This is a genomic window from Saccharomonospora sp. NB11 (genome assembly GCF_015910535.1).
In the GTDB taxonomy this organism is placed as follows: Bacteria; Actinomycetota; Actinomycetes; order Mycobacteriales; family Pseudonocardiaceae; genus Saccharomonospora.
Genome location: NZ_JACBJG010000004.1, coordinates 264745 through 290667, shown reverse-complemented (window position 1 = coordinate 290667; position 25923 = coordinate 264745). Strand labels below are relative to the sequence as shown.

Genomic DNA, 25923 nt, shown 5'->3' with positions numbered 1-25923 from the left:
TCACTGTGATCACGAATCTGCTGGTCGCCAATCGAGGCGAGATCGCGTTGCGGATCTTCCGGACGTGCCGGGAACTCGGCGTGCGCACGGTCGCGGTGCACTCCGACGCCGACACGCACGCCGTGCACACCCAGGCGGCCGACGCGGCGGTGCGGCTGCCGGGCGATGCGCCCTCCGACACCTACCTTCGCGGTGACGCGGTGATCGCGGCGGCGTCGGCCGCCGGTGCGGACGCCGTGCACCCCGGATACGGCTTCCTGTCCGAGAGCGCGGAGTTCGCCCGCGCGGTGCTCGATGCGGGACTGACGTGGGTGGGGCCGTCACCGGAGAGCATCGCCGTCATGGGCTCGAAGGTCGAGTCCAAACGCATCGTGGCCGAGGCCGGTGTGCCCGTGCTGTCCGAACTCGACCCCGACCACCTCACCGACGACGAGCTGCCCGTGCTCGTGAAGGCCTCGGCCGGTGGCGGAGGACGCGGGATGCGGGTGGTCCGCCACCTCGACGAGCTGCTCGACGCGGTGGCGGCGGCTCGGGCCGAGGCCGCCTCCGCGTTCGGTGACCCTACGGTGTTCTGCGAACGCTATGTCGAACGCGGTCGGCACATCGAGGTGCAGGTGCTCGCCGACGGCACCGGCACCGTGTGGGCGGTCGGCGAGCGGGAGTGCTCCATCCAGCGTCGGCACCAGAAGGTGATCGAGGAATCACCGTCCGGTGTGGACGACGAACTGCGGCAGGCCCTCTTCTCCGCGGCGAGGGCGGTGTGCGCCGCCGTGGACTACGTGGGCGCGGGCACGGTCGAGTTCCTCGTCACCGACGACGGCGAGTTCTTCTTCCTGGAGATGAACACCCGGTTGCAGGTCGAGCACCCGGTCACCGAGTGCGTCACCGGCCTCGACCTGGTGGCGTGGCAACTGCGCATCGCCGAGGGGGAGGCGCTGCCGCCCGAGCCGCCCGCGGTGCGCGGCCATGCGATCGAGGCCCGCCTCTACGCGGAGGACCCACGCGCCGACTGGCGACCCGGAAGCGGCATCCTGCACCGCGTCGCGATCCGTGACGTACGGGCGGAGTTCACGGTTCCCGACCGTCACGGCATCCGGCTCGACAGCGGTGTGGTGGACGGCTCCACGGTGAGCGTGCACTACGACCCGATGCTCGCGAAGGTCGTCGCCTGGGCACCCGACCGGTCGGCCGCCGCCCGCATGCTGGCCGGTGCGCTGTCCACGGCCCGGCTGCACGGCCTGGTCACCAACCGCGACCTGCTCGCGGCCGTCCTGCGCCATCCCGCGTTCCTCGCGGGCGACACCCACACCGACTTCCTCACTCGTCACGCCGAACTGCTCGACGCGGGGCCGGACGACGACACCGTGCGCCTGTCCCTCGCGGCGGCAGCGCTTGCCGACGCCGCCCACAATTGGGCGCGGGCCCGCGTGCTCGCGTCCCTGCCGTCGGGCTGGCGCAACGTGCCGTCGGCCCCGCACGTCAAGACGTACCGGCACGGGGAGGCCGAACACGTCGTCCGCTACCACAGCACCCGCTCGGGGCCGATGCTGTCCGATCACCCGGACGTCACCGTCGAGTCCGTCACGCCGGAGCGCGTGGCGTTGTCCGTGGCAGGAGTGCGTCGGCACTTCGACGTGTGTCGTTATCCCGGGTCGGTCACAGTGGATTCCCCGCTCGGGTCGGTGAGTCTGACTCCCGTACCGCGGTTCGGCGACAGCACCACCGAGTTGGCCGAGGGGTCGTTGGTGGCTCCCATGCCCGGCGCCGTCACGCGCGTGGCCGTGGCGGTCGGCGACGTGGTCAGCGCCGGTCAGCCCCTGCTGTCGCTGGAGGCGATGAAGATGGAGCACCGCGTGGCCGCGCCCGCCGACGGCGTGGTGACCGAGCTTCCCGTGACCGAGGGCGCCCAGGTGGAACAGGGCGCCGTTCTCGCCGTGATCACCCCGACACCGAGCACCGACGACGCCGTCGACCCAGCGAAGGAGTCAGCGTGACCTTCACCGAATCGCCCGAACGCCGCCAGCTACGCGACGCCGTGGCCGAACTCGCGGCCAAGTACGGCCATGAGTACTACCTCGACAAGGCCCGAGGAGGCGGCCACACCAGCGAGCTGTGGGACGAGGCGGGCAGGCTCGGTTACCTCGGCGTCGCGGTGCCCGAGGCCTACGGGGGCGGCGGCGCGGGCATCGGCGACCTGGCCGCGGTGTGCGAGGAGTTCTGCGCGGCGGGGACCCCGATGCTGCTCATGGTGGTGTCTCCCGCGATCTGTGCCACGGTGATCGCACGCTTCGGCACCGACGACCAGAAGGCACGGTGGTTGCCCGGTTTCGCGAGCGGCCAGGTGCGGATGTCGTTCGCGATCACCGAACCCGACGCCGGGTCGAATTCCCATCGCATCACCACCACCGCGCGCCGCGACGGTGGCGACTGGGTGCTGAGCGGACGCAAGGTCTTCATCTCGGGCGTCGACGAGGCCGACGCGGTGCTCGTGGTCGGCCGCACCTCCGACGCCCGCACCGGGCGGCTCAAGCCCGCGCTGTTCGTGGTGCCCACCGACACGCCGGGCCTGGAGTACCGCGCGATCCCCATGGACCTCGTGTCGGCGGACAAGCAGTTCGAGCTGCTGCTCGACGACGTGCGGCTGCCCGCCGACGCGCTGGTGGGGGACGAGGACGCGGCCATCGCGCAGTTGTTCGCGGGACTGAACCCCGAGCGGATCATGGGGGCGTCGTTCTCCCTCGGCATCGCCCGGTACGCGTTGGACAAGGCGGTGCGGTACGCGCGCGAGCGCAGCGTGTTCGGCAGTCCGATCGGCGCTCATCAGGGGCTCGCCCACCCGCTCGCGGAGATCAAGATCGAGCTGGAGCTGGCGAAGCTCATGACGCAGAAAGCCGCCGCGATCTACGACTCGGGCGACGACGCCGCCGCGGGGGAGGCCGCCAACATGGCGAAGTACGCGGCCGCGGAGGTCGCGGTGCGCGCGGTGGACCAGGCCGTCCAGGTGCACGGCGGCAACGGCCTGGCGTCCGAGTACGGTCTGGGAACGATGGTGGCCGCGGTCCGGGTGGGTCGGATCGCCCCGGTGAGCCGGGAGATGATCCTCAACTACGTGGCCCAGCACAGCCTCGGCCTGCCCAAGTCGTACTGACGAGAACCAGGAGTTGTCCGTTGAGCGATCTGTCCGGGAAGACGATCATCATGTCCGGCGGCAGCCGTGGCATCGGCGAGGCCATCGCCGTGCGCGCGGCGCGCGACGGTGCGAACGTGGCGCTGCTCGCCAAGACCGCCGAACCGCACCCGAAGTTGCCCGGCACGATCCACACCGCCGCCAAGGCGATCGAGGACGCGGGCGGCAACGCGCTGCCGATCGTCGGTGACATCCGCGACGACGAGACGGTGCTGCGCGCGGTCGAGCAGACCGTGGAGCAGTTCGGCGGCCTCGACATCGTGGTGAACAACGCGAGCGCGATCGACCTCACGCCGTCCGAGTCGATCCCCATGAAGCGCTACGACCTCATGCAGGACATCAACGCGCGAGGGTCGTTCCTGTTGTCGCGCTCCGCGATTCCCCACCTGCGGCGCTCGGACAACCCGCACATCCTCACGCTCTCCCCGCCGATCCGGTTGGAGGAGAAGTGGTTCACCGGCGGGCACCTCGCCTACAGCATCGCCAAGTACTCGATGAGTCTCGTGACCGTGGGACTGGCCGCGGAGCTGAAGAACGACGGCGTGGCGGTCAACTCGCTGTGGCCGCGCACCACCATCGACACCGCCGCGATCCGCAACGTGGTCGGGGCGGCGCTGGTGAGCAAGTCGCGCACGCCGGAGATCATGGCCGACGCGGCGTACGCGGTGCTGACCAAGCCCAGCCGGGAGCGCACGGGGCAGTTCCTCATCGACGACGAGGTGCTCGCCGCCGAGGGTGTCACCGACTTCTCGCGGTACCGCCTCGCCGAGCGCGAGGAGGACCTCCAACTCGACTTCTGGGTCGAGCCTGCCGATGGTGCGTGAGCCGCGCCAGGAACGCAGCCGCACCACGCGGCTGCGTTTGATGGAGGCCGCCGTCGACTGCCTGGCCGAGTTCGGTTGGACGGGCACCACGGTGGGCGTCGTCGCCGAGCGGGCCGGGGTGTCGCGCGGCGCGGCGCAGCACCACTTCCCGACGCGGGAGGACCTGGTGGTGGCCACCGTGGAGTACCTCGCCGAGCAGCAGATCGCCGAACTGCGGCGGCGGGCCGACACCCTCCCGCCCGGCCGACGCCGGGCCGAGCCGGTGGCGCGGTTGCTGTTGAACACCTACACCGGGCCGAAGTTCCGCGCTGCACTGCACCTGTGGGTGGCCGCGTCCACCGACGACGCCCTGCGCGCGGTGCTCGCTCCGTTGGAGGCGAAGGTGGGTCGGGAGGCCCACCGGGTGGCTGTCGACCTCCTCGACGCGGACGAGTCCCGCCCCGGCGTGCGCGAGACCGTCCAGGCGACCCTCGACCTCGCCCGGGGCCTCGGGTTGGCCGATCTGCTCAGCGACGACTCGAAACGCCGGGAGCGTCTCGTGCGGCAGTGGGCGAGGATGGTGGAACCGATCATCGGCGAGTGACCGGGAGGGCGGGACTCGGCCACGCCCTCCCGGCATCCTCGCCGAGCAGGTCGCGAAGGACCTGCTCCGGGTTCTCGCCTCGCCGGGGCCTGGACCGGCCGAGGCGAGAACGTCTCAGACCGTCGCCGGCTCCCGGGACGGCTCGTTCGCGCCGAAGAACCGGTTCTCCGGGCGGGCGAGGCCGTAGTGTCCGCGCAGCGTGTCGGCCGTGTACTCCCGCCGGAACAGGCCACGCCGCCGCAGCTCGGGCACGACCTGGTCGACGAAGTCCTCCAGCACGGCGGGCAGGATCGGCGGCATGATGTTGAAGCCGTCCGCGGCGCCGTTGCGGAACCAGTCCTCGACGACGTCGGCGATCTGCTCGGGGGTCCCCGCCGTGATGTAGTGGCCGCGACCGCCCGCGAGCGTGTGCAGCAACGACCGCAACGTCGGTCGTTCCCGCCGCACCAGGCCGTGGATCAGTTCGGCGCGGCTCTGCGCCCCCTGCACGGTGGCGGGATCGGGCAGGTCGTCCGGGGAGAGGCGTTCGTCGAGCGGCAGGTGGGAGAAGTCGGCGCCCCCGAACCTCGCTGACAGGTGGGCGAGCCCGACCTCGGGCACGGTCAGTTCGTTCAGCTCGGTCCACAGTCGCTTCGCCTCGGCCTCCGTGGAGCCGATGGCGGGGCTCAGCCCCGGTAGGACGACGAGCTGTTCGGGGTCCCGGCCGAGGGCTTTCGCGCGTCGCCGGAGGTCGGTGCGGAACTCCACGGCCGTGGCCTGCTCCAGGTGCGCGGTGAACACCGCCTCGGCGTAGGTGGCCGCGAACTGCCTGCCTGCGTCCGACGATCCCGCCTGCACCAGGACGGGGTAGCCCTGCGGCGAGCGAGGAACGTTGAGGGCCCCCTCCACGTGGTAGTAGGTGCCGTGGTGTGCGGTGGGCCGAATTCGGTCGAAATCCACGTACACGCCCGAGTCGGGGTCGTCCACGCGGGCGTCGTCGGCCCAGCTGTCCCACAGCTTGGTCACGACGTCGAGGTACTCGAACGCGCGTCGGTAGCGCTCGTCGTGGTCGATCTGCCCGGTGTCACCGTAGTTCGCGGCGGCGCCCTCGAGCCATGACGTGACGATGTTCCAGCCGACGCGGCCGTTGCTGATGTGGTCGAGCGAGGCGAACTGGCGAGCCAGGTTGTACGGCTCGGTGTACGTGCTCGACGCGGTCGCGATGAGTCCGATGTGCTCCGTCCGCTGCGCGAGGGCGGCGAGTGTGGTCAACGGTTCGAGGCCGCCTCGGGCGGAGTGGGCCACGTCCTTGCCGAGGGTGAGGTGGTCGGCGAAGAAGACCGAGTCGAACGTGCCGCGTTCGGCGATCCGGGCGATCTCCTCGTAGTAGCCGATGTCGGTGAGCGAGGCGGAGGTGCCCCGGGGATGCCGCCAGGCCGCTTCATGGTGGCCGCGACCGTGGATGAAGACGTTGAGGTGCAGGGTGCGAGACATCAGTGTTCCTTGTCGGCTTGGTCGTCGGCTTGGTCGTTGGCTTGGTCGTCGTCGTGGGCGGGGTCGTGGGAGCGGTCGTGCGGGTCGTCGTGCGGGTCGTCGTGCGGGTCGTCGTGCGGGGTCGCGCCGGAGTCGACCCCGAGCGCGTGGAGGAGGCGCTGCCGGGCCGTGGCGAAGTCCGGGCGGAGCGGGTCGCGGGGGCGGGGGAGGGGCACCGGGAGGTCGAGCACGAGTCGCCCGGCGTCGAGAACCAGGACGCGGTCGGCGAGTGTCACGGCCTCATCGACGTCGTGCGTCACCAGCAACACGGCGGGCCGGTGCGCCGCGACGAGGTCGAGCAGCAACGTGTGCATCCGCATGCGCGTCAACGCGTCGAGAGCCCCGAAGGGTTCGTCGGCCAGCAGCAGCGCGGGCTGCCGGACGAGCGACCGGGCCAGCGCGACCCGTTGTTGTTCACCGCCCGACAATGCGTTCGGCCAGGCCCGCTCCCGGCCGCCGAGGCCGACGTCCGCGAGTGCCCGCTCGCCTCGTGCCCGGGCGTCGGGACGGCGGAGACCGAGCGTGACGTTGTCCAACACCCGCGCCCATGGCAGCAGGCGGGAGTCCTGGAACAACACGGAGCGGTTGTCGGGCACCACCACCCAGCCCTCGCCCGCCACGTCGTCGTCCAGCCCGGCGAGTGCCCGCAGCAGGGTGCTCTTGCCCGACCCGCTGCGGCCGATCAACGCGACGAACTCGCCGGGCGCGATCCGCAGGGAGAGTCGGTCGAGGATCACGCGGTCGCCGTAGCGGCGGGTCAGTTCGCGCGTCGCCACCACCGGGGCGCTCATGAGCCGATCGTCCGTCGCCACGACAGCGCCTTCCGCTCGACGAACCGCACCGCGAAGTCCGACACCAGACCGAGCGTCGCGTACGTCACCAGGCCGACGACGATCACGTCGGTCTGTCCGTAGTCGCGTGCCCGGGTCATCAGGTAGCCGATGCCTTCGGTCGCGTTGATCTGTTCCAGCACGACCAGCGCCGTCCAGCACATGGTCACCGCGAGCCGGAGCCCGGTGAAGAAGCCGGGCAGCGCCCCGGGCAGCGCCACCAGGCGCACGAACTCCGAACGGCGCAGTCCGGTGGTGCGCGCGAGTTCGACGTAGCGGACGTCGATGCCGCGCAGGCCGGCGTGCGTGTTCAGGTACACCGGGACGACGACGCCGCCCACGATGACCGCGATCTTCATCTCGTCGCCGATGCCCAGCCACAGGATGACCAGCGGAATGAGGGCGAGCGTCGGGATGGCGCGCTTGATCTGCACCAGGCTGTCGATCGAGGCCTCGCCGAGGCGGGTGAGTCCCGAGAGCAGGGCCAGCACCACACCGAGGGCAACTCCGATCAGCAGGCCCAGACCGGCGCGGTACGCGGACGCTGCGAGGTGGGGCAGCAGTTCTCCGCCGAGCAGCATCTCCACACCCGTGCGCACCGCCACCGACGGGCCCGCGAGCGTGCGGGGCGACAGCCACCCGACCGTGGCCGCGAACTCCCAGACCGTCAGCAGGACGACGGGGCCGAACAGCAGGCCGAGCGGACCCAGCGGACGCGGCACGAGGCGGGGCCCGCGGGTCGGCCGCGGGGAGTCCTCGACCGTGTCGTCCGCTGCAACGGCGAGCCGTTCGGCTGCCGGAGAGACGTGGATCTGTGTCATGGGGATTCGCTCCTGCGCGCACCCGAGCTCGCCACGGCCTCGTCGATCACCGGATCGAAGCGGGTGTCGAACTCGTCTCGGGCGTCGAGTCGTTCGGGCAGGTCACCGGCGTCGTGCAGCAGGTCGATGGTGTCCTGCTGGAAGCCGATCAGCTCGTCGTCCAGCGGTGGGAACCAGAAGTCGCCCTCCGACTCGACGACCGACCGGCCCTCCTCGGGGCTCAACTGCTGGTTCTCGACGAAGTACGCGTCGATCCACGCGTCCTCGTTCTCCTGCGACCACTGTGCCGCGGCGACCCAGTGCTGCACGAAGTCGCGGATGGCCGCCGCCTTCGCGGGATCGCTCAACGCCGTCGCACTCGCGTAGAGGTACTGCAGGCCGCTTGCGACCCCGTCGGTCTCGGAGTCCGGCACCGCGCTAGCCCCGGCGTCGCGGTACTCGGAGAGGTAGCGCGTGAAGTGCGGCTCGTTGAGCACGGCGACGTCCACCTGGCCGGTGCGGATGGCGTCCGGGAAGTCCGAGGCCTTCAACGGCACGAGTTCGACGTCGTCCTTGGTCAGCCCCGCCTGGCGCAGTGCGCGCAACACGTACGGTTGGCGTCCCGTGCCCTCGCCGTAGGTGATGCGTTTGCCCTTCAGGTCGGACAGCGTGCGCACGGTCACCCCGGGAGCCACCGCCATGCGGTAGTCCGGCAGTTGTTGTTTCTTCGCCGCGACGATGGGAACGGCGTCACCCGACGCATGGGCCTGAATGGGCGGTGTGTCACCGACGACGGCGAGGTCGACGGCGTCCGCGCGAATTGCTTCGAGAATGGCAGGTCCGCCGAGGAAATTGGCGTACTCCACCGACGCGCTCAGTGCGTCGTGCTCGCCCGATGCGCGCATCAGCGTTTGGAGAGCCTCGTTCTGATCGGCGACCACGAGCGACGTGCCCGCCGGGACCTCGGTCGGCAGCGGCTCGTTCCCGGGCCGGGCGACCTCGGCGTTCGGCGCTGGTGCGCAGGCGGTGAGCACGAACCCGGCGACCACGGCGGCGGCGATCGAGACGAGCATCGCTCTCGGACGTTGACGTTGAAGCATCGATTTCCTTCCCTTGCCGGGTTCATCGACCGGTCTCGCGCGAAATCGATGGTCAATGCCGATCGCGGACGACAGCAAGAGACGTTCAGGGAGTGGGAAGAATGTGATTGTTGCGTCGAGAAAGAAACGCCGTGAAATTAACGCGCTGCAATGAATTCGTCGACGGATGGCGTGACCGGGCGGCGCGACACGTCGAGTGCGACCCGCTGAGGCTCGGGAGGGAGGGGTGGCGCAGCGGGTGAGCGACCGCTTAGTATGTCGCTGATCCGAGGGAGAGCACCCTGTCGCGACGAGGCCGGGAGGTGTGTGTGCGAGGCGGTCAGCTCGTGGGGTCGGCGCCCAGCATGCGCAGCGCGAGCTCGCCGTACAGTCGGCCCAGCTCGTCCGGTGAGGTGCGGGACCGTTCGGTGTACCAGCGAGCCACGTCGACGCCCAGGGACAACACCGCGCGGGCGGCCACGCGGGCGTCGGACACGGTGAAGTCGCCCGAACGCTGGCCCGCGAGCACGAGGTCGGTCACGATGCGTTCGATGTCGCGGCGCAGCTCGGCGACGACCCGGTACTCCTGCTCCGGCAGTGCTCCGATCTCGTACTGCACCACCCGCGCGATCGTGTGGCGTCGCGCGTGCCAGGCGGCGAATCGCTCCACGATCTCGCGCATCGCGTCGATCGGGGCGTCGGCCGACTCGGCGGCGGTGCGGACGAGGTCGAGTGCCTGTTGGTGCCCACTGCGGCTGATCGCGAAGAGGAGTGCGGCCTTCGACGAAAAGTGCACGTACAGCGCGGCCGGGCTCATGCCGGCCTTGGTTGCGATGTCGCGGGTGGTGGTGGCGTGGTAGCCCCGTTGGGCGAAGGACTCGACCCCGGCCAGCATGAGGCGGCGGGCCGCGTCCGGTTGGACATCCGGCCACAGCTCGGCCGACAGGGATTCCGTCATACCCGAATTGTAAGCGAGCGCTTAGCGTGGATTGGAGAACGGCCGTGGGAGCACTGACAGACCGGGTCGCCATTGTGACAGGAGCCAGCCGGGGAATCGGCTTCGGGGTGGCGCAGGCCCTGGTCGAGGCGGGTGCCAAGGTCACCATCACGGCGCGCAAGCCGGACCCGCTCGCCGAGGCCGTCGAGAAACTGGGTGGCGACGCGGTCGCCCTCGGTGTTCCCGGCAAGGCCGACGACCCCGCGCATCAGGACGACGCGGTGAAGCGGACGCTGGAGACCTTCGGGCGCATCGACTTCCTCGTCAACAACACCGGCATCAACCCCGTCTACGGCTCCATCCTCGACGTGGAACCCGACGCGGCGGCGAAGATCATCGGTGTCAACGTGCTGTCGCCGTTGGCGTGGACCCGCAAGGTCCGCGACGCGTGGATGGGCGAGCACGGCGGGGCCATCGTCAACGTCGCATCTATCGCGGGGCTGCGCACGTCGCCCGGCATCGGCATGTACGGCGTCAGCAAGGCGGCACTAATTCGGCTCACCACCGAACTCGCGCACGAACTCGCGCCCGCGATCCGGGTGAACGCGGTGGCTCCCGCGGTGGTGAAGACGGCGTTCGCCACCGCCCTGTACGCCGACCGCGAGGAGGAGGTCGCCTCCGCGTACCCGATGAAGCGGCTCGGTGTACCGTCCGATGTGGCCGGTGCGGTGACGTTCCTGCTGTCGGAGCAGGCGGGCTGGATCACCGGGCAGACGCTCGTCGTCGACGGCGGAGTGACCCTCGGCGGTGGACTGTGACGGTGGAACTCGACGGCGCGGGTGTCGTCGTCACCGGCGGAGGCCGGGGCATCGGTGCGGCGCTGGCCACCCGGTTGGCCGCGGAGGGGGCGCGCGTCGTGGTCGCCGACCTCGACGGTGAGGCCGCCTCGGAGGTGGCTGCCAGGATCGGGGGCACGGCCGTGCCCGGCGACGCCGCGTCGGAGGACGGGGTGCGCGCCCTGATCGCGGCGGCGCGTGAGGCGCTGGGCGAGATCGACCTGTTCTGCGCCAACGCGGGCATCGCCGTGGCCGGCGGCCCCGAGGTGGCCGACGACGTGTGGGAGCGGGTGTGGGAGGTCAACGTGATGGCCCACGTCCGCGCCGCGCGGGAGCTGTTGCCGCGGTGGCTGGAGCGAGGGCGGGGACACTTCCTCGCGACCGTGTCGGCCGCCGGGCTGCTCACCAACCTCGGTTCCGCGCCCTACTCCGTCACCAAGCACGCCTCGCTCGGGTTCGCCGAGTGGCTGGAGGTGACGTACCGGCATCGGGGAATCCGGGTGCAGGCGATCTGCCCGCAGGGCGTGCGCACGGACATGCTCGCCGACGCCGGTCCGGCCGGTGCGGCGCTGTTGGCCGCGGATGCCATCACGCCGGAACAGGTTGCCGACGCTGCCGTGGCCGGGCTCCGCGACGGCCGGTTCCTCATCCTCCCGCACCCCGAGGTGGCCGAGTACTACGCACACCGTGCCACCCGGACCGACCGATGGCTCGCGGGGATGAACAAGCTCCAGCGCAAGCTGGAGGACGCGTCGTGACGGCCGGGGGCCCGGCGACCGGGCCCCGACCACGGCGGCCAGTAAGCTCGCCGCGATGAGTTCCTCGCAGTCCGACGTGCAGCGGAGGCTGCTGTCCGCGGCCACCCGGCTGTTCGCCGAGCAGGGTTTCGACCGCACGTCGGTGAGCCAGATCGTCGAGGCCGCCGGGGTCACCAAGGGCGCGATGTACCACTACTTCCGCTCCAAGGACGACCTGCTGTACGAGGTCTACGCGCGGGTGCTGCGCGAGCAGACGCGGCGGATGGAGACGTTCGCCGCGAGCGACGAACCGGTGGGCGACCGGTTGCACGCGATCGCCGCCGACGTCGTGGTGAGCACCATCGCCAACCTCGACGACACGACGATCTTCTTCCAGTCCATGCACCGGCTCGCTCCCGACACGCGAGCCGCGGTGCGCAGGCAACGTCGCCGCTACCACGAGCGGTTCCGGGGGCTGATCGAGGAAGGGCAGCGCTCCGGCGAGTTCCGTGCGGACAAACCGGCGGAGGTCATTGTGGACTTCTTCTTCGGCGCGGTGCACCACCTCGGCTTCTGGTACCGACCGAGTGGTGAGCTGTCGGCCCGCGAGGTCGGTGACCACTTCGCCGACCTGTTGCTCGACTCCCTGCGGCCGACCGCTGGGTGACGTCAGCGCCGCAGACTCTCGAACGCCGCTCTGGCGGCGGCGCCGATGGCGAGATCGACGTCGTGGGCGACGATCGCGCGTCGGTGGGAGCGGGTCAGCGCGGCGATGGCGACCCGGTCGCCGGACTCCGACTCGACGACCCCGATCTCGTGCCGCAGGTGCAGGAACGAGCCCGTCTTGCCGCTGACCTTCACCGTGTCGGTTCGCAGGTCGGCCGAGAGTCGGTGGGTGAACACCTGTAGTCCCATCAGCCGTCGTAGCTCCGCGGTGGCCGACGGGTGGGCGACGCGGTCGAGCCAGATGCGCTGCAGCAGTTCGACCAGCGCGGCGGCCGAGGCCACGTTGCCGTGGGCCGGATCGAGCGTGTCGATGGAGTACTGGCGGGTGGTGTCGTCGCGGATCGCCAGTTCCAACGCGAGGTGGAAGTCGTCGCCCGCGACACCCGCCGCGCAGTCGTACATGCGTTGGAGTCGGTGCCGCACTCGAATGCCGGAGCATCCCCACTCGCGCAGGCGGTCGTCCACCGTCGTCACACCCACCAGGTCGAACAGGGCGTCGCCGCTGGCGTTGTCGCTGACGGACAGTGTCTGGTGGAGCAGGTCGCCGACCGCGAGGGTCGCGGGATGCCGGAACGCCGACACACCCGTGGGGCCCACGCTGCGCTGCGCCGGTTCGATGGTCACGGGTCGAGCGGCGTCCAGGCGGCCGTGCGCGATCTCGTCGAGCACCACCAGGCCGAGCGGGACCTTGACGACCGACGCCAGCGGCACGGGCGTCTCGGCGTCGAACCCCAGCTCCTCTCCGGTGTCGAGGTTGCGGGCCAGCAGGTGTCCGAGCGCGCCGACCTCGCGCCAGTGCTCCGCGATCGACTCGGCCACGCGCAGCAGCTCCGTCGACGTCGCCACGTAGGTGGGTTCGGTACTCATCCTCGCGCCGCCGATGGGTTGTCACGACCGGAACGTCGACTGTCCGATGTGGATTCGGTGTCGGGTGGAGTCGCGCCGAGCGCGGCCGCGACCAGGTGAGTGAGCCACGCGAGGTCATCGTGCCCCACGGTGCGTCGAGGGGAGAACGCCACCTCGTACCCGCGATGCAGGGAAGCATCGGCGAGCGGGCGCCACGACAGTCCGTGCCGACGGGCGAGTTCCGCAGGACACAGCAGCAGCGACGGGCCTGCGAGGGCGTCGGCGACGGCCGCGGACAGCGACGTGGCGGGCACGAGGCGACTCTCGGCCAGCCCGGCCCGGGCGACGGCCTTGGCGAGCCGGTCGGCGGCGAAGGGCACGTCGTCCTCGGCGGTGACGAGAATCGGCGCTGGTCGGTCCGCGTTTCCACGCCGGGGCCGCAGGTCCTCCAGGTGCACGGTACGGCCGGGGCCGGGGGAGCCGGTGGCGAGGCCGAGCGGCACGCGCACCGACGCGGTCTCCGGTGCCACGCGGACCACCGCGCAGGTCAGTGACCCGTCGGCGAGGCCGTGTTCGCGGTCCTCGGCGGACAACTCGCGCACGGCCACGGTGACGCCACGCTCGGCGCCGGACCGGATCACGCGGGCGAGCCCCGTCGGGTCCGTGTCGGGTGGGACGCCGAGCGTGTGGGGAGCGGTGGCCAGCGCCGTCGCGGCCACCTGGCGCAGGTGCTCGACCCGGCCCAGCACGTCGCGCGCGTGGGGCAGCAGCAACTGCCCGAGATCGGTCGTGGTCACGCGACGGCCGCCGCGGTCGAACAGCGCGCCGCCGAAGTGTTTCTCCAGAGTCTTGATCCGCCGACTCAACACCGGCTGCGCGACGTAGAGCGTGTCGGCGGCGGCGGAGAAACTGCCCTGCTCGGCGATCGCGACGAACGCTTCGAGGTGCGCCAGCAGGTCCACGCCTGCGGTTATATCAGAACGCTATGGCCGTCGCGGACATTGCTCTTGGACATGGGAGGCGTGGCGCTGCTTGGCTCGCCTCGAACCCGTTGCCCGACAAGACGAGGAATGTCGATGAGTGTCACCTTCTCCCGCCGTTCGTTGCTCCGTACCGGTCTGGCGGTCACCGCGGGCCTCGCGACCGTGGGACTCTCAGTGCCCGCAACCGGCTCGGCGACGGTCTCGCGGGCCGTGTCGGCGGAGTTGCGGGCGTTGGAGTCACGACACGCCGCCCGACTCGGCGTGTTCGCGCTCAACGTTCGCTCGGGAGCCGTCGTCTCCTACCGCGCCCACGAGCTGTTCCCGATGTGCTCGACGTTCAAGACCCTCGAGGTCGCGGCCGTGCTCCGCGACCTCGACCACGACGGCACGTATCTCGACCGGTGGGTGCACTACACGGACGCCGACCTGGTGCCGGGATCGCCGGTCACCGAGCAGCACGCCGGGACGGGCATGCGGGTCGAGGGCCTGTGTGCCGCGGCCATCCGGCAGAGCGACAACACGGCGGCGAACCTGCTGCTTCGGCCGTTGGGGGGACCGAGTGGCATCACGCGCTTCTGCCGCTCGCTCGGTGACTCCGTCACCCGGCTCGACCGGTACGAGCCGGACCTGAGCGACGGTGTCCCCGGAGATCGGCGGGACACCACCACGCCCGCCGCCCTCGCCGCCGACTACCGCCGACTGCTGCTCGGGCGTGCGCTCGACGACGCCGACCGGGATCGGTTGGTCACGTGGCTCACCGAGAGCGTCACGAGCGATACGCGGTTCCGCGCCGGACTGCCCTCCCACTGGCGGGTCGCGGACAAGACCGGGTCGGGCGGGTACGGCACGGCCAACGACGTGGGCGTGGCGTGGACGGACGACGGCACCCCGCTGGTGTTGGCCGTGCTGACGACCAAGGAGGTCGAGGACGCCGATTGGGACGACGAACTGGTTGCCCGCACGGCGGAGCTGCTGGCTCGCACGCTCGTCGGGTAGGTGGCGAGGACGGGTCGTCGTGCCCTACTGGCAGCGGGTCGCCACCGACCATGCTGGTGCCGTTCGCCGCGACATCGGCGAACGACGGCAAGGGATCGATCATGAAGAACACGGCCGAACTGACCCGAGAGCAGAAGAGGGCGTTCGCCCGCAACCGCAGCGAGCTGTACGAGATCGAACAGCGGTTGCGCGAGGTGTACCAGACGGCCCGCGAGCGGCTGGCGGAAGCGGAGTGGATCGCGCCCACCACGGAACGTTTCCCCTGCATCGAATGCGCGTGTGAGGACTGGGAAGGCAGCGCGAACCGGTGTGAGACGGACGGCTGCGGTCACCCGGGCTTCGCCCACTGGGGAGTCTGACGGCGGCGGGCGGCGTCACCGGATCGCGACGCCGCCCGCTGAGGGAACCACTCCCGCGATCACGCCGGGGGTAGGTCGACCACCTCGGCCAGGCGCGCACGATGGCGGCCCGGCGTGCCGAGGGCGAGTTCGTCGGCCTTGGCACGCTTGAGGTACAGGTGGGCCGGGTGCTCCCAGGTCATGCCGATGCCGCCGTGGAGCTGGATCGCCTCCTCCGCCGCGTGGACGGCTGTCGTGGAGCACGCGGACTGTGCGACGGCCACCGCCACCTCGACGTCGGAGTCCGGGCCGAACGCCTCGGGGGAGGACAGGACGTCGGCGGCGTAGCGGGCGGCGGCCCGGGCGGTCACCAGATCCAGCCACACGTCGGCGAGCCGGTGCTTGAGGGCCTGGAACGAGCCGACCGGTCGACCGAACTGGTGGCGCTGCCGCACGTAGTCCACGGTCGTGTCCAGACACCACTGCGCCACCCCGAGCTGTTCGGAGGCCAGCAACCCGGCCGCGCAGCACAGTCCTCGGGTGAGCGCGGTGACGGCGGCGTCGCCCCGGACGAGTTCTCGCGCGGGAGTCTGCCGCAGTCGCACGTCGGCCACGCGGCGGGTCAGGTCGAACGAAATGACCTCGTCGACGTCGACACCCTCGGCCGTGACCTCCACCGCGAACAGGGCAGGCCCGTCGGTGGTCGCGGCGGGCACCACGAGCACGTCGGCCACGGACGCGTCGGCCACTGTGGTCACCGTGCCGTCGAGCAGGCCGTCCGCCGTGCGCACCGTGGTCGGGAACTCCGCGTGCGGGGGCGTGGAGAACGTCACGGCGACCGCGCCCGTGGCCTCGCCCGTCGCGAGCCGTCGCAGCAGAGCGGCCACCGGCTCGGCGTCCGGGTCCGCGTGCAGCAGCACCGACGTCGCGAGCACCGCGCTGCCGAGGAACGGGACGGGCGCGACGGCGCGGCCGAGTTCCTCCAGCACGAGCGCCGTCTCCCGGAACGACGCCCCCTGCCCGCCGAGGTGCTCCGGCACCGGGAGTCCTGCCAGGCCGAGGTCGTTCGCCAGAGTCCGCCACAACGCCGGGTCGTATGCCGGTTCGCTGTCCATTCCGGACACGAGTGAGGCGGGCAGACCGCGGTCGGTGAGCACGTCCCGCACCGTCGCCCTCAGCTCGGTCTCGACGTCGGAGTAGAGCAGGTCGGGTGTGCTCATCGAGGCAGGTCCTTCCACGCGACGTCCTTGTCCGTCCTGGGTTCGGCGGGCAGCCCGAGGACCCGTTCGGCGATGATGTTGCGCAGCACCTCCGAGGTCCCGCCCTCGATGGAGTTGCCCTTCGCGCGCAGGTACCGGTAGCCGGCCTCGCGGCCGGTGAAGTCGACGATCTCCGGTCGACGCAACGACCAGTCGTCGTATCGCAGCCCGTCCTCGCCCGACAACTCGACCTCCAGGCCGGACAACGCCTGCGCGAGCCGGGCGAACGCGAGTTTCATCGCCGACCCCTCCGGCCCGGGCGCCCCGGCGGCGAGCTGCTGTCGCAGCCGCACACCCGCGAGCCGGACCGCCTCCTGCTCGACCCACAACCGCAGCAGGCGTTCGTGCAGTTCGGCGGTGCGCAGCTCGGGACGGGTCCGCCACGTCTCGGTGACCCGGCCGAGGATGCCGCTCTCGCGGGGCGCGACGTTGCCGCCGATGGCCACGCGCTCGTTCATGAGCGTCGTCTGCGCGACCCGCCAGCCCTCACCGACATCGCCGAGGCGGTGGGCGTCGGGAATGCGCACGTCGGTGAGGAACACCTCGTTGAACTCCGCCTCACCGGTGATCTGCCGCAGTGGACGCACCTCGACGCCCGGGGCCGTCATGTCGCAGACGAAGTACGTGATGCCGCGATGCTTCGGCACGTCCGGGTCGGTGCGGGCCAGCAGGATCGCCCAGCGGGCGTTGTGGGCGGAGGACGTCCACACCTTCTGGCCGTTCACCACCCAGTCCTGCCCGTCGCGCACGGCTCGGGTCGCCAGTGCCGCCAGGTCCGAGCCCGCGCCGGGCTCGCTGAAGAGCTGACACCAGATCTCCTCGCCGGTCCAGAGTGGACGCAGGAAGCGGCGTTTCTGCTCCTCGGTGCCGACGGCGAGGATCGTCGGAGCCGCCATGCCGAGCCCGATGCCGTTGCGGCGAGGGTCGTTGTCGGGCGCGCCCGCCGCGGCCAGCGCGGCGTCGACCACGGCCTGTGCCTCCCTGGCCAGGCCGAGACCACCGAGCCCGACGGGGAAGTGCACCCAGGCCAGTCCCGCGTCGAAGCGGGCCCGCAGGAAGTCCAGCCGGTCGGTGGTGGCGGGATCGTGGTCGGCCAGCAGCGCCGCCACCCGGTCCCGCAGCTCGTCACGCTGCTGAGAGTTCACCTCGTCCATCACAGGTACCTCTTCAGCTCACGCCGGGCGAGGGAGCGCTTGTGCACCTCGTCCGGCCCGTCGGCCAACCGGAGCGTGCGTACCCCCGCCCACAGCGACGCCAGCGGGAAGTCCTGGCTGACGCCGCCCGCGCCGTGGAGCTGGACGGCCTTGTCGAGGATCCACTCCACCGTGCGCGGCGTGGCGATCTTGATGGCCTGGATCTCGGTGTGCGCGCCCTTGTTGCCCACGGTGTCCATGAGCCAGGCGGTCTTGAGCACCAGTTGCCGGAGCTGCTCGACCCGGACCCGCGACTCGGCGATCCAGTCCTGCACCACGCCCTGCTCGGCGAGCGGTTTGCCGAACGCCACCCGCGAGACCGCGCGCCGACACATCAGTTCGATCGCGCGTTCCGCCATGCCGATGGCGCGCATGCAGTGGTGGATGCGGCCCGGTCCGAGGCGGGCCTGGGCGATCGCGAAGCCGTCGCCCTCACCGCCGATGAGGTTGCTCGCGGGGACGCGGACCCGGTCGAAGACCACCTCGGCGTGCCCGCCGGACTCCTCGTCGCCGTACCCGAAGACGGTCATCGGGCGCCGGACCTCCAGTCCGGGCGTGTCCCGGGGGACGAGCACCATGCTCTGCTGCCGGTGGGGTTCGGCGTCGGGGTCGGTCTTGCCCATGACGATGAAGATTTGGCACCGCGGGTTCATGGCCCCGGAGATGAACCACTTGCGACCCGTGATCACGTACTCGTCGCCGTCGCGTTCGATGCGCGTGCTCACGTTGCGGGCGTCGGACGAGGCGACGTCGGGCTCGGTCATCGCGAACGCCGACCGGATCTCGCCCTCCAGCAACGGTTCCAGCCACTGCTTCTGCTGCTCCGGCGTGCCGAACTCGGTCAGCAGCTCCATGTTGCCCGTGTCCGGGGCCGCGCAGTTGGTGGCGACGGGAGCCAGGTGCGGGCTGCGTCCCATCAGCTCGGCCAGCGGCGCGTACTGGGTGTTGGTGAGTCCCGCGCCCCGCTCGCCGGGCAGGAACAGGTTCCACAGTCCCCGGCGCCGAGCCTCGGCCTTGAGCTCCTCGACGACCGGCAGCGTGTCCCACGGGTTCTCCGCCGTCTTCGTCTGCTCCGCCAGCACGGCCTCGGCGGGGTAGACGTGCTCGTCGAGGAAGGCGAGCAACAGCTCGCGGTAGTGCTCGGTGGTGGCGTCGTACGCGAAGTCCATCAGTCCTCCTCCAGGGTGGCGTTGCCGCGTGCCACCAGCGGCGCGACGCTCGCGCCGATGCGGTCGAATCCTTCCCCGACGGTCTTGCCCTGGGTGTGCCGGAAGTGGATACCCTCCAGAATCACGGCGAGCTTGAAGAACGCGAACCCGAGATACCAGTTCATGGCGGAGGTGTCGCGTCCCGACGTGGCGCTGTACCGGGCGACGAGGTCACGCACGGGTGGGAAGCCGGGAGCGGTCGCCACGCTGGAGATCTCGTCACCCAACGCCTCTCCCTCGGTGTAGGCGATGAGCAACGCGATGTCGGTGAGCGGGTCGCCGAGCGTGGACATCTCCCAGTCCAGGACGGCGGTGACCTGGTCGTGGTCGTCGACGAGCAGGTTGTCCAGCCGGTAGTCGCCGTGCACGATGGTCGGCTCCGGCGAGCTGGGCAGTCGGGCCGACAGTCGCTCGCGCAACGTGTCGATCCCCGGGATGTCGCGGCTGCGGGAGGCGTCGAGCTGCTTGCCCCAACGCCGCAGTTGCCGCTCCAGGTAGCCCTCCGGCCTGCCGAACTCCGCCAGCCCCACCTCGGTGTGGTCGACGGCGTGCAGGCGAGCGAGCGTGTCGATCATCGCCTCGGCGATCGCGCGGGTGCGCTCGGCGCCGAGGGCGGCGAGTTGGTCGCGCCGCCGGTACGGCGTGCCCTCGACGAAGTCCATGACGTAGAACGGCGCGCCGATCACCGACTCGTCGGTGCACAACAACACGGTGGGCGGGACGGGCACGTCCGTGGGGCCGAGGGCGCTGATGACCGTGTGCTCGCGCACCATGTCGTGGGCGGTGGGCAGCACGTGTCCCAGCGGAGGCCGCCGGACCACCCACCGGTGTGTGCCGTCGTCGACGACGTAGGTGAGGTTCGACCGGCCGCCCTCGACGAGCCGCGCGTTCAGCGCTCCCGTCACCAGCCCCGGGCGGTCGGCGTCCAGCCGCGCTCGCAACCGGGTCAGATCGAGGCCGGGTGGGGACTCTGCGCTCATGTGACCTCCTCGTCACGGCGGACGTGGTACCGACCGGTCGGTACGGCCGATGCCGAACGGCACCACGTCCGCACGGTTCGTGTGTCTCGCGGCCGACTCGTCGTGGCCGTGCGGGGCTACGCCACCAGCAGCGCGACGGTCTCGGCGACACAGGCGGGCTTGTCGACGCCCTCGATCTCGATCGTCCACTTCACGACGGCCTGGCTGCCCTGCGCGCCGGGCGTCACCGACACCAGCTCGGCGTGCGCCCTGATGCGGGAGCCCACCGTCACCGGCTGCGGGAAGCGGACCTTGTTGAGCCCGTAGTTGATGCCCATCCGCAGGTTCTCGATGCGGTAGATGTCCGCACCGAGGCTGGGGATCAGCGACAGCGTCAGGTAGCCGTGCGCGATGGGGGCTCCGAACGGTCCCGCCGCAGCCTTCTCCAGGTCGACGTGGATCCACTGGTGGTCGTCGGTGGCGTCGGCGAAGAGGTTCACCTGCTCCTGGGTGATCTCGTGCCACGGGCCCGTGCCGAGCGGCTGCCCGACCGCGGCGGCGAACTCCTCGACGTCGGCGAAGGTGCGCGGCTCGCTCATGCCTTCGGCCCACCCGCCACGTAGATGACCTGGCCGGACACGAACGACGCGTCGTCGCTGACGAGGAACGACACGACACCGGCGATGTCGGACGGCTGCCCCACCCGGCGCACCGGGATCTCCGCGGCGGCGGCCTTCTTGAAGTCCTCGAACGGCACCCCGACGCGCTCGGCCGTCGCCGCCGTCATCTCGGTCTCGATGAAGCCAGGGGCGATGGCGTTGACGGTGACGCCGAACTTGCCGAGTTCGATCGCCAGGGTCTTGGTGAAGCCCTGCAGGCCCGCCTTCGCGGCGGCGTAGTTCGCCTGTCCGCGGTTGCCGAGGGCCGAGGTGCTGGAGAGGTTCACGATCCGGCCCCAGCCCTGCTCGGTCATGTGCTTCTGCGCGGCCCGGCTCATCAGGAAGGAGCCCCGCAGGTGCACGTTCATCACCGAGTCCCAGTCGCTCTCGGACATCTTGAAGAGCAGGTTGTCGCGGGTGATGCCCGCGTTGTTGACCAGCACGGTCGGTGCGCCGAGCTGCTCCACCACCGTGGCCACGGCCGTGTCCACCGCCTCGGCGTCGGACACGTCCACGGCGACACCGATCGCGCGGCCGCCGTCGGCGTTGATCGCGTCGGCACCGGCCTTCACGGCGTCCTCGGCAAGGTCGAGCAGGGCGACGGCGAAGCCGTCGGAGGCGAGACGCTGGGCGATCGCGGAGCCGATGCCACGTCCGGCACCGGTGACGATGGCGACGCGAGAGGGGGAATCGGTCACAGCAGTCCTTTCGTTCGGACGCTCGAACGCACGGCGGCCCGTCGGGCTCCTCGTCGTCGAGTGTCGTTGGGCAGTGGTAAGCGTGCGCTTAGTACCGTACCAGGGGATCGGCCGATTCGGGGGTGTGATCGTTCCCGCGCCCCAGGTGACGGGGCGGTAGTACGTCGACGTGACCAGGGCGGCCCGGGCGCAGCGGTCGCCTCTCCCGCCGTGGCGGCGGCCTGGCCGGGCTCAGCCGGCGGCGGCCGGGGATTCGGTGTTCGAGGAACTGTCGACGACCTGTTGCAGCACCGTGCGGAAGACGTGCCGGTCGACGGTGACCGGTTCGGTGGCCAGCCAGTCCCCGACGTGCTCCACGAACTGCTCGGGCGTCAGCGGCACCGCCTCGTCGGTCCCGACGAGGTCGTCGAGGTACGGCTCGTCGGCGGTGAGCTCGCCGTCCCGGCTGGGATACACCACCAGAACGCCGAGCACCTCGACGTCGGGGAGCAGGCGGCGGAACGCCTCGATGCCGGTGGGGAGCTGGGAGCCGCCGCCGCGGAACCGGCGGCCGTTGCGGGTGAGCGTGCCGTCGTCGGCCAGTCCGTAGTGCCCCGGCAGCCACGACTTCGACTCGACCAGGACGAGCCTGCGCCCGCACAGGACGGCGTGGTGGATGTCGGCGAACACCGAGTCGGGCCACGCGAGGCCGTGGAAGATGCGGACGCCGGGCAGGCGGGTGAGGTAGCGCTCGCACAGCTCGGCGGTCAGTCGCTGGACGGCCTCGTCGTCCTCCGACCCCGGAGCGCCGAACACGACACGGTCGCCGAACTCGCTGCGGAACGCCCGCACCGTGCGCAGCGATTCGAGGTGCCGCCGCACCAGCAGCGCGGCAGCGGCCGCCGCGGACACCATCAGCAGCGCCCACACCGCCGTCAACCACGCGGAGAACGCGAACGGCAGGAGCAGCGGCAGCGGCAACAGCACCATGCCGCCCGCCGCACCCGCGGCCGTGGCGTGCCCGGGGGAGCCGGGATGTGCGTAATGCACCCGGGCGGCGTCGCCGACGAGGTGCCACCAGGTGAGGGAGTCGACGTCGATGCTCGGCGCGGACGGCACGAAATCGGGGTCCTCGCCGAAGCGACGAGGTCGGGACCACCGGCTCGCGCGGGTCTCCGCGGAGAGGGCCAGCGACGGCCGTCGACCACGACGGTCGTACGCCGCCCGCAGGACCGGATCGGACAGCGTCTCGTAGGCCTGCCGCAGCAGTTGAAACTCCTCCGCGGACCCTCCCGCGTCAGGGTGAGCCTTCCGTGCGAGGGTGCGGTACGCCGACTTGATCTCGGCCGGGGAGGCGTCGCGCTCGACGCCCAGCACCGCGTAGTAGTCGACCTCGGACACGATCACCTCCGCTCGCGGGCGCTCACACTATGGCGTGCCACCGCGCGACGGTGACAACGACCTGTGTGTAGACGATCACCCAGAGTGTGCTATTGATGGGAGTTTGCGGGGGTTTCGACCGTTGAGTGTCACCCGGGTGGAGCGATGCGCTCCCGAAAGGGTGTCTACGGTTCGTGAGTTTCGGGGCGCAAACCGGGTACTCCCCGGCACAGCCGACGAACCGTGTGGCCCGGCACGGGCGGATCCGAGTGGTCCGGCCCAGTGACGTGACGAGGACCGGCCGGCCACGGAAAGGATGTGAACCCCCGATGAACATCACGGAATCGTTCAACGAAGCCCTTCGGTCGGTCATCACCTTCCTGCCGAAGTTCGCTGCCTTCCTGGTCATCCTTCTCATCGGGTGGCTGATCGCCAAAGGTCTGCGCAAGCTGGTCGACGTCGTGTTGGAGCGGCTCAACTTCGACCGGGCGGTGGAGCGCGGCGGTATCAAGCGCGCGCTGGAGGGGTCGCGCTACGACGCGAGCGGTCTTGTCGCGGCCATCGTGTTCTACGCCGTGTTGTTGATTGCGCTGCAGCTCGCCTTCGGGGTCTTCGGGCCGAACCCGGTGAGCGACCTGCTGGCCGCGATCGTGGCCTGGCTGCCGAGGGCCATCGTCGCCATCGTGATCATCGTCGTGGTCACGGCCGTCGCCAGCGGTGTCAAGGACCTCATGATGGGCGTCATGAGCGGCCTGAGCTACGGCCGCGCGGTCGCCACCGCAGTGCAGGTGATCATCGTCGGTCTCGGTGTGATCGCCGCCCTGAACCAGATCGGCATCGCCACGACGGTCACGACCCCGGTGCTCATCGCGGTGCTCGCGACGATCGGGGCGATCCTCGCCATCGGGGTCGGCGGTGGCCTGATGCGGCCCATGCAGCAGCGCTGGGATCGCTGGCTCAACCGCGCCGAGGAGGAGATGCCCAACGCCCGGGCGCAGGCGGAGGCCTACCAGCGCGGCCGGGAGGACGTCAGCCGTGCGCAGACCGAGCCGTTCGAGGCACAGGGGGAGCAGACGCGGCGCACCACGCAGCCGCCGACGTCGTCGTGAGATCCGCCGGGACACGCCGGGTCGCCACGGCGGCCCGGCGTCGTCGTGTCAGGAGAAGAGCAGCGGGTCGATGTCCGGCACGTCGTCGCCTGCCTGGGCGTCGGCGAGCGCGCACACCGCGAGCAACCGCAGCACGATCCACTCGCCGGTCGGGCACGAGGAGAGGAAGTGCGTCTCGGGCGTCCAGTCGGCCTCCGCCGCCCCGTCGAGCACCCCCTGGGCGTAGGCGGCCAGCTCGACGACGCCGAACGTGGCGCTTTCGATCGACAGGATGTCGCGCACGGCGGCCGCGTGCTGGTCCACGCCTGCGAGCTGCGCCGGACCCAGTGTCGACGCCGTCACTCCGGCGGCGCGGAGCCGCCGCGTGAGCGCGTCCAGGTCACGTCGGGCGAAGGCCACCTGCTGCGCGCCGGTCAACGAACTCATGGCGCGACAGCATAGGAAATCGCTCTCAGTCGCCGAGCAGAGGACCGAGCGGACCCAGATCGATGTTCAGGTCTTCGGGCGCGAGCCCGAAGTGCTCGCGCAGCTCCTCCATCCGCTCCTCCAGCTTCATCAGCGTCTGGCCGATGCGTTCCACCTGCTCGTCGGTGAGATCACCGTCGTCGACGCGACGCAACGCCTGCCGTTCCATGATCTGCCGCAACAGCTCGATGATGGTCAGGACCAGGCTCGCCAAACCGTGTTCGACGTTCTCGGGGTCGGAGTCGATGCGCTCCGCGAGGGGATTGCGGTAACGCGGGTCACCGGTGGCGTCGCTCACGGCCGACCTCCTCGGTTCAGCGTTCCCACCGACGTGATCAAGGCACGCAACGAGACGTGCACCAGGTCGACGTCGGCGATGCACAACCGCACCTCGCCGGTCAGCACCACGCCCCCGGCGAGGACCCGGTCGAGCAGGTCCACCAGGGCGATCCGGCGCTCGGGCGAACTCACGCTCACCTCGTCGGCGACCGGTTCGAGGAGGTCCATGGTGTCGGGACGGGGCGGCTGGGTCACGGTTGCTCCGAACGTCGAGGCTGGTCCTGGCCCACGGCGGCGAAGGAGTACGGCGGCCACGGGCCGGTGAGTTCCACGCGGACGGCCGGGTGTTCGCCGTCGAGCGCGTGCACCAGCTCGGCGAACGCGCTCGCCCGGTCGTCGGCCACGAGGTAGGCGCCGTTGAGCACCATGTGCGCCCGCTCGCCGGACAGCTTCGGGTCCTGCGGCGGGTGGCGACGGCTGGCCACGGCCGAATCCGCCAGCCGGGCGTGCAGTCGTTCGGCGTGTCCGGCGGCGATCTGCTCGCCGGTCTCCCGCGCCGACAACGCGGCCTTGCGCCGCCGCAGGTAGGCCGCTCCCGCTCCGCCACCTCCGGAGGTCGACGTCGAGGCGGCTCGCGCCGGTTCGGCCGCGCCGGCGAGCGCGGTCAGATCGGCGTAGACCTTGACACCCCACTCGGTCCGGCCGGTCAGGGCATCGAGCGTGGTGACGAACTCGCGCCTGCCTTCCTCCACGAGGCGACGCACCCGCTCGTCGTCGAAGCACACGGTGGCCAGCCGCAGCGGCACGGCCGCCGACGCGGCGTCGGACACGGCCGCCACGACGGCGTCGTGGGCGCGGGCGGTGGCGGCGAGCCAGTCGAGGTCCTCCAGGTTACGGCGCAACGCCTGCTCGCCGAACTCGTCCAGCGACACCGGGCTGACGACGGCGGTCAGCGGCTCGCTCTCCGGGGTGGGGACCGCGATGCCGCGCACCGGGGCGTCGCCGACACCCCGCAACGCGTCCAGCGACGCCACGTCGAGTCCGCGCGCCACCGCGTACAGCCAGAGTCCCGTCGTCGGGTCGTCAGCCATCGCGTTCCTCCGGCACCGGCTCGGCGTCGATCACGTCGTCGACGCGTGACCCGTCCTCCACCTGCGGCGCGGCACTGCGGGCTTCCAACGCCTCCAGCCGTCGGCGCAGCTCCCGGTTCTCGCGTTCGAGCTCGCTCTGCTCGCGTCCTTGCTCGGTCTGCTTCCGACCGTTGTTCCCGGTGAGCCAGGGATCGTTCTCCCACCAGTTGATGCCCACCTCCTTGGCCGTCTCCAACGAGGCGACCACGAGGCGCAGCTTGATGGTCAGCAGTTCGATGTCGAGCAGGTTCACCTGGATGTCGCCCGCGATGACGAGACCCTTGTCGAGGACTCGCTCCAGGATGTCGCCGAGGTTTCCGGGCTGGTGGCTCGCCGCCGACCCCGTCGACGAGGTCAGCGCCGAACCGGGGCGTCCTGATGAGGTCATGTG

General features: G+C 70.9%; 29 protein-coding genes. 10 read left to right on the top strand and 19 right to left on the bottom strand.

Annotated elements, in window-relative coordinates; all coding sequences use genetic code 11:
- Positions 1–5: 5 nt before the first annotated feature.
- The 4 genes from JAV51_RS08105 to JAV51_RS08090 are packed head-to-tail and all read left to right on the top strand — an operon-like array spanning position 6 to position 4594.
- Positions 6–1994, top strand: a complete 1989-nt coding sequence (locus tag JAV51_RS08105; protein ID WP_197320033.1) for a biotin carboxylase N-terminal domain-containing protein — start codon at positions 6–8, stop codon at positions 1992–1994.
- The gene (locus tag JAV51_RS08100) at positions 1991–3148 is read left to right on the top strand and encodes an acyl-CoA dehydrogenase family protein (RefSeq protein ID WP_197320032.1); all 1158 of its coding nucleotides are present in this window, start codon (positions 1991–1993) and stop codon (positions 3146–3148) included. Before JAV51_RS08105 ends, JAV51_RS08100 begins: the two co-directional genes overlap by 4 nt.
- 20 nt (positions 3149–3168) lie before the next feature.
- Positions 3169–4011 (top strand): NAD(P)-dependent oxidoreductase, encoded by an 843-nt coding sequence (locus tag JAV51_RS08095; protein WP_197320031.1) that lies wholly within the window; start codon positions 3169–3171, stop codon positions 4009–4011.
- Positions 4001–4594: a TetR/AcrR family transcriptional regulator gene (locus JAV51_RS08090; RefSeq protein WP_197320030.1), complete on the top strand. Its 594-nt coding sequence runs from the start codon at positions 4001–4003 to the stop codon at positions 4592–4594. The genes JAV51_RS08095 and JAV51_RS08090 overlap by 11 nt, the downstream gene beginning before the upstream one ends.
- A gap of 114 nt (positions 4595–4708) precedes the next feature.
- Here the strand turns inward: JAV51_RS08090 and JAV51_RS08085 are convergent, their stop codons facing one another.
- From JAV51_RS08085 to JAV51_RS08065, 5 genes are all read right to left on the bottom strand, one after another.
- Entirely contained in the window at positions 4709–6067 is a 1359-nt protein-coding gene (locus JAV51_RS08085) for an LLM class flavin-dependent oxidoreductase (protein ID WP_197320029.1), read from the bottom strand.
- Positions 6067–6897: an ABC transporter ATP-binding protein gene (locus tag JAV51_RS08080; protein WP_231641582.1), complete on the bottom strand. Its 831-nt coding sequence runs from the start codon at positions 6895–6897 to the stop codon at positions 6067–6069. The genes JAV51_RS08085 and JAV51_RS08080 overlap by 1 nt, the downstream gene beginning before the upstream one ends.
- Complete coding sequence (locus JAV51_RS08075) at positions 6894–7757, bottom strand: ABC transporter permease (RefSeq protein WP_197320028.1); 864 nt, start codon at positions 7755–7757, stop codon at positions 6894–6896. Before JAV51_RS08075 ends, JAV51_RS08080 begins: the two co-directional genes overlap by 4 nt.
- Complete coding sequence (locus tag JAV51_RS08070; RefSeq protein ID WP_197320027.1) at positions 7754–8836, bottom strand: ABC transporter substrate-binding protein; 1083 nt, start codon at positions 8834–8836, stop codon at positions 7754–7756. Before JAV51_RS08070 ends, JAV51_RS08075 begins: the two co-directional genes overlap by 4 nt.
- Before the next feature lie 319 nt (positions 8837–9155).
- A complete protein-coding gene (locus JAV51_RS08065; protein WP_197320026.1) occupies positions 9156–9773 on the bottom strand; it encodes a TetR/AcrR family transcriptional regulator in 618 nt (205 codons plus the stop codon).
- A gap of 44 nt (positions 9774–9817) precedes the next feature.
- Between JAV51_RS08065 and JAV51_RS08060 the strand changes: the two genes are divergently transcribed.
- The 3 genes from JAV51_RS08060 to JAV51_RS08050 are packed head-to-tail and all read left to right on the top strand — an operon-like array spanning position 9818 to position 11992.
- Entirely contained in the window at positions 9818–10570 is a 753-nt protein-coding gene (locus tag JAV51_RS08060; protein ID WP_197320025.1) for an SDR family oxidoreductase, read from the top strand.
- Positions 10567–11346, top strand: a complete 780-nt coding sequence (locus JAV51_RS08055; RefSeq protein WP_197320024.1) for an SDR family oxidoreductase — start codon at positions 10567–10569, stop codon at positions 11344–11346. The genes JAV51_RS08060 and JAV51_RS08055 overlap by 4 nt, the downstream gene beginning before the upstream one ends.
- Positions 11347–11401: 55 nt before the next feature.
- Complete coding sequence (locus tag JAV51_RS08050; RefSeq protein WP_197320023.1) at positions 11402–11992, top strand: TetR/AcrR family transcriptional regulator; 591 nt, start codon at positions 11402–11404, stop codon at positions 11990–11992.
- 2 nt (positions 11993–11994) lie between these two features.
- Here JAV51_RS08050 and JAV51_RS08045 read toward each other — a convergent pair whose 3' ends face one another.
- Both JAV51_RS08045 and JAV51_RS08040 read right to left on the bottom strand, forming a co-directional pair.
- Positions 11995–12918, bottom strand: a complete 924-nt coding sequence (locus tag JAV51_RS08045; RefSeq protein WP_197320022.1) for a serine hydrolase — start codon at positions 12916–12918, stop codon at positions 11995–11997.
- A complete protein-coding gene (locus JAV51_RS08040) occupies positions 12915–13859 on the bottom strand; it encodes a LysR family transcriptional regulator (RefSeq protein ID WP_197320021.1) in 945 nt (314 codons plus the stop codon). Before JAV51_RS08040 ends, JAV51_RS08045 begins: the two co-directional genes overlap by 4 nt.
- 114 nt (positions 13860–13973) lie before the next feature.
- On the opposite strand from JAV51_RS08040, the gene bla reads away from it, so the two are divergent.
- On the top strand, positions 13974–14876 hold the full coding sequence (gene bla / locus JAV51_RS08035; RefSeq protein ID WP_197320020.1) for a class A beta-lactamase: 903 nt from the start codon (positions 13974–13976) through the stop codon (positions 14874–14876).
- 50 nt (positions 14877–14926) lie between these two features.
- On the top strand, positions 14927–15235 hold the full coding sequence (locus JAV51_RS08030; RefSeq protein ID WP_197320019.1) for a hypothetical protein: 309 nt from the start codon (positions 14927–14929) through the stop codon (positions 15233–15235).
- Positions 15236–15294: 59 nt separating this feature from the next.
- Here JAV51_RS08030 and JAV51_RS08025 read toward each other — a convergent pair whose 3' ends face one another.
- The 7 genes from JAV51_RS08025 to JAV51_RS07995 form a co-directional block, all read right to left on the bottom strand.
- Positions 15295–16434, bottom strand: coding sequence for an acyl-CoA dehydrogenase family protein (locus JAV51_RS08025; protein WP_197320018.1), 1140 nt, complete (start codon positions 16432–16434; stop codon positions 15295–15297).
- Positions 16431–17627, bottom strand: a complete 1197-nt coding sequence (locus JAV51_RS08020) for an acyl-CoA dehydrogenase family protein (RefSeq protein WP_197320017.1) — start codon at positions 17625–17627, stop codon at positions 16431–16433. Before JAV51_RS08020 ends, JAV51_RS08025 begins: the two co-directional genes overlap by 4 nt.
- Positions 17627–18835: an acyl-CoA dehydrogenase family protein gene (locus tag JAV51_RS08015; protein ID WP_197320016.1), complete on the bottom strand. Its 1209-nt coding sequence runs from the start codon at positions 18833–18835 to the stop codon at positions 17627–17629. Before JAV51_RS08015 ends, JAV51_RS08020 begins: the two co-directional genes overlap by 1 nt.
- A complete protein-coding gene (locus JAV51_RS08010; RefSeq protein ID WP_197320015.1) occupies positions 18835–19854 on the bottom strand; it encodes a phosphotransferase family protein in 1020 nt (339 codons plus the stop codon). Before JAV51_RS08010 ends, JAV51_RS08015 begins: the two co-directional genes overlap by 1 nt.
- Positions 19855–19970: 116 nt before the next feature.
- Positions 19971–20432 carry a MaoC family dehydratase gene (locus JAV51_RS08005; RefSeq protein ID WP_197320014.1) on the bottom strand — a complete coding sequence of 154 codons (462 nt, stop codon included), beginning with the start codon at positions 20430–20432 and terminating at the stop codon, positions 19971–19973.
- Positions 20429–21190 carry a 3-oxoacyl-ACP reductase FabG gene (gene fabG, locus JAV51_RS08000; RefSeq protein ID WP_197320013.1) on the bottom strand — a complete coding sequence of 254 codons (762 nt, stop codon included), beginning with the start codon at positions 21188–21190 and terminating at the stop codon, positions 20429–20431. Before fabG ends, JAV51_RS08005 begins: the two co-directional genes overlap by 4 nt.
- A 231-nt stretch (positions 21191–21421) precedes the next feature.
- Positions 21422–22570, bottom strand: a complete 1149-nt coding sequence (locus JAV51_RS07995; protein ID WP_197320012.1) for a DnaJ domain-containing protein — start codon at positions 22568–22570, stop codon at positions 21422–21424.
- 308 nt (positions 22571–22878) lie between these two features.
- Here JAV51_RS07995 and JAV51_RS07990 point away from each other — a divergent pair, with 308 nt between their 5' ends.
- A complete protein-coding gene (locus JAV51_RS07990; protein WP_197320011.1) occupies positions 22879–23658 on the top strand; it encodes a hypothetical protein in 780 nt (259 codons plus the stop codon).
- Between the two features lie 48 nt (positions 23659–23706).
- On the opposite strand, the gene JAV51_RS07985 is transcribed toward JAV51_RS07990, so the two are convergent.
- The 5 genes from JAV51_RS07985 to JAV51_RS07965 are packed head-to-tail and all read right to left on the bottom strand — an operon-like array spanning position 23707 to position 25920.
- Positions 23707–24084: a DUF6401 family natural product biosynthesis protein gene (locus tag JAV51_RS07985; protein ID WP_197320010.1), complete on the bottom strand. Its 378-nt coding sequence runs from the start codon at positions 24082–24084 to the stop codon at positions 23707–23709.
- Positions 24085–24109: 25 nt separating this feature from the next.
- Positions 24110–24421 carry a gas vesicle protein K gene (locus tag JAV51_RS07980; RefSeq protein ID WP_197320009.1) on the bottom strand — a complete coding sequence of 104 codons (312 nt, stop codon included), beginning with the start codon at positions 24419–24421 and terminating at the stop codon, positions 24110–24112.
- Positions 24418–24657 carry a gas vesicle protein gene (locus tag JAV51_RS07975; protein WP_307845774.1) on the bottom strand — a complete coding sequence of 80 codons (240 nt, stop codon included), beginning with the start codon at positions 24655–24657 and terminating at the stop codon, positions 24418–24420. Before JAV51_RS07975 ends, JAV51_RS07980 begins: the two co-directional genes overlap by 4 nt.
- Positions 24654–25493 (bottom strand): GvpL/GvpF family gas vesicle protein, encoded by an 840-nt coding sequence (locus tag JAV51_RS07970; RefSeq protein WP_197320008.1) that lies wholly within the window; start codon positions 25491–25493, stop codon positions 24654–24656. The genes JAV51_RS07975 and JAV51_RS07970 overlap by 4 nt, the downstream gene beginning before the upstream one ends.
- On the bottom strand, positions 25486–25920 hold the full coding sequence (locus JAV51_RS07965) for a gas vesicle protein (protein ID WP_197320007.1): 435 nt from the start codon (positions 25918–25920) through the stop codon (positions 25486–25488). The genes JAV51_RS07970 and JAV51_RS07965 overlap by 8 nt, the downstream gene beginning before the upstream one ends.
- Positions 25921–25923 lie beyond the last annotated feature (3 nt).

Coding starts and splice junctions, on each gene's coding strand:
- JAV51_RS08045 (WP_197320022.1), bottom strand. CDS start 12,918: ATGAGTACCGAACCCACCTACGTGGCGACGTCGACGGAGCTGCTGCGC.
- JAV51_RS08050 (WP_197320023.1), top strand. CDS start 11,402: ATGAGTTCCTCGCAGTCCGACGTGCAGCGGAGGCTGCTGTCCGCGGCC.
- JAV51_RS08015 (WP_197320016.1), bottom strand. CDS start 18,835: ATGGACTTCGCGTACGACGCCACCACCGAGCACTACCGCGAGCTGTTG.
- bla (WP_197320020.1), top strand. CDS start 13,974: ATGAGTGTCACCTTCTCCCGCCGTTCGTTGCTCCGTACCGGTCTGGCG.
- JAV51_RS08005 (WP_197320014.1), bottom strand. CDS start 20,432: ATGAGCGAGCCGCGCACCTTCGCCGACGTCGAGGAGTTCGCCGCCGCG.
- JAV51_RS08085 (WP_197320029.1), bottom strand. CDS start 6,067: ATGTCTCGCACCCTGCACCTCAACGTCTTCATCCACGGTCGCGGCCAC.
- JAV51_RS08025 (WP_197320018.1), bottom strand. CDS start 16,434: ATGAGCACACCCGACCTGCTCTACTCCGACGTCGAGACCGAGCTGAGG.
- JAV51_RS07990 (WP_197320011.1), top strand. CDS start 22,879: ATGAACATCACGGAATCGTTCAACGAAGCCCTTCGGTCGGTCATCACC.
- JAV51_RS08075 (WP_197320028.1), bottom strand. CDS start 7,757: ATGACACAGATCCACGTCTCTCCGGCAGCCGAACGGCTCGCCGTTGCA.
- JAV51_RS08010 (WP_197320015.1), bottom strand. CDS start 19,854: ATGAGCGCAGAGTCCCCACCCGGCCTCGATCTGACCCGGTTGCGAGCG.
- JAV51_RS07985 (WP_197320010.1), bottom strand. CDS start 24,084: ATGAGTTCGTTGACCGGCGCGCAGCAGGTGGCCTTCGCCCGACGTGAC.
- JAV51_RS07965 (WP_197320007.1), bottom strand. CDS start 25,920: ATGACCTCATCAGGACGCCCCGGTTCGGCGCTGACCTCGTCGACGGGG.
- JAV51_RS08030 (WP_197320019.1), top strand. CDS start 14,927: ATGCTGGTGCCGTTCGCCGCGACATCGGCGAACGACGGCAAGGGATCG.
- JAV51_RS08090 (WP_197320030.1), top strand. CDS start 4,001: ATGGTGCGTGAGCCGCGCCAGGAACGCAGCCGCACCACGCGGCTGCGT.
- JAV51_RS07970 (WP_197320008.1), bottom strand. CDS start 25,493: ATGGCTGACGACCCGACGACGGGACTCTGGCTGTACGCGGTGGCGCGC.
- JAV51_RS08020 (WP_197320017.1), bottom strand. CDS start 17,627: ATGGACGAGGTGAACTCTCAGCAGCGTGACGAGCTGCGGGACCGGGTG.
- JAV51_RS08080 (WP_231641582.1), bottom strand. CDS start 6,897: ATGAGCGCCCCGGTGGTGGCGACGCGCGAACTGACCCGCCGCTACGGC.
- JAV51_RS08070 (WP_197320027.1), bottom strand. CDS start 8,836: ATGCTTCAACGTCAACGTCCGAGAGCGATGCTCGTCTCGATCGCCGCC.
- JAV51_RS08065 (WP_197320026.1), bottom strand. CDS start 9,773: ATGACGGAATCCCTGTCGGCCGAGCTGTGGCCGGATGTCCAACCGGAC.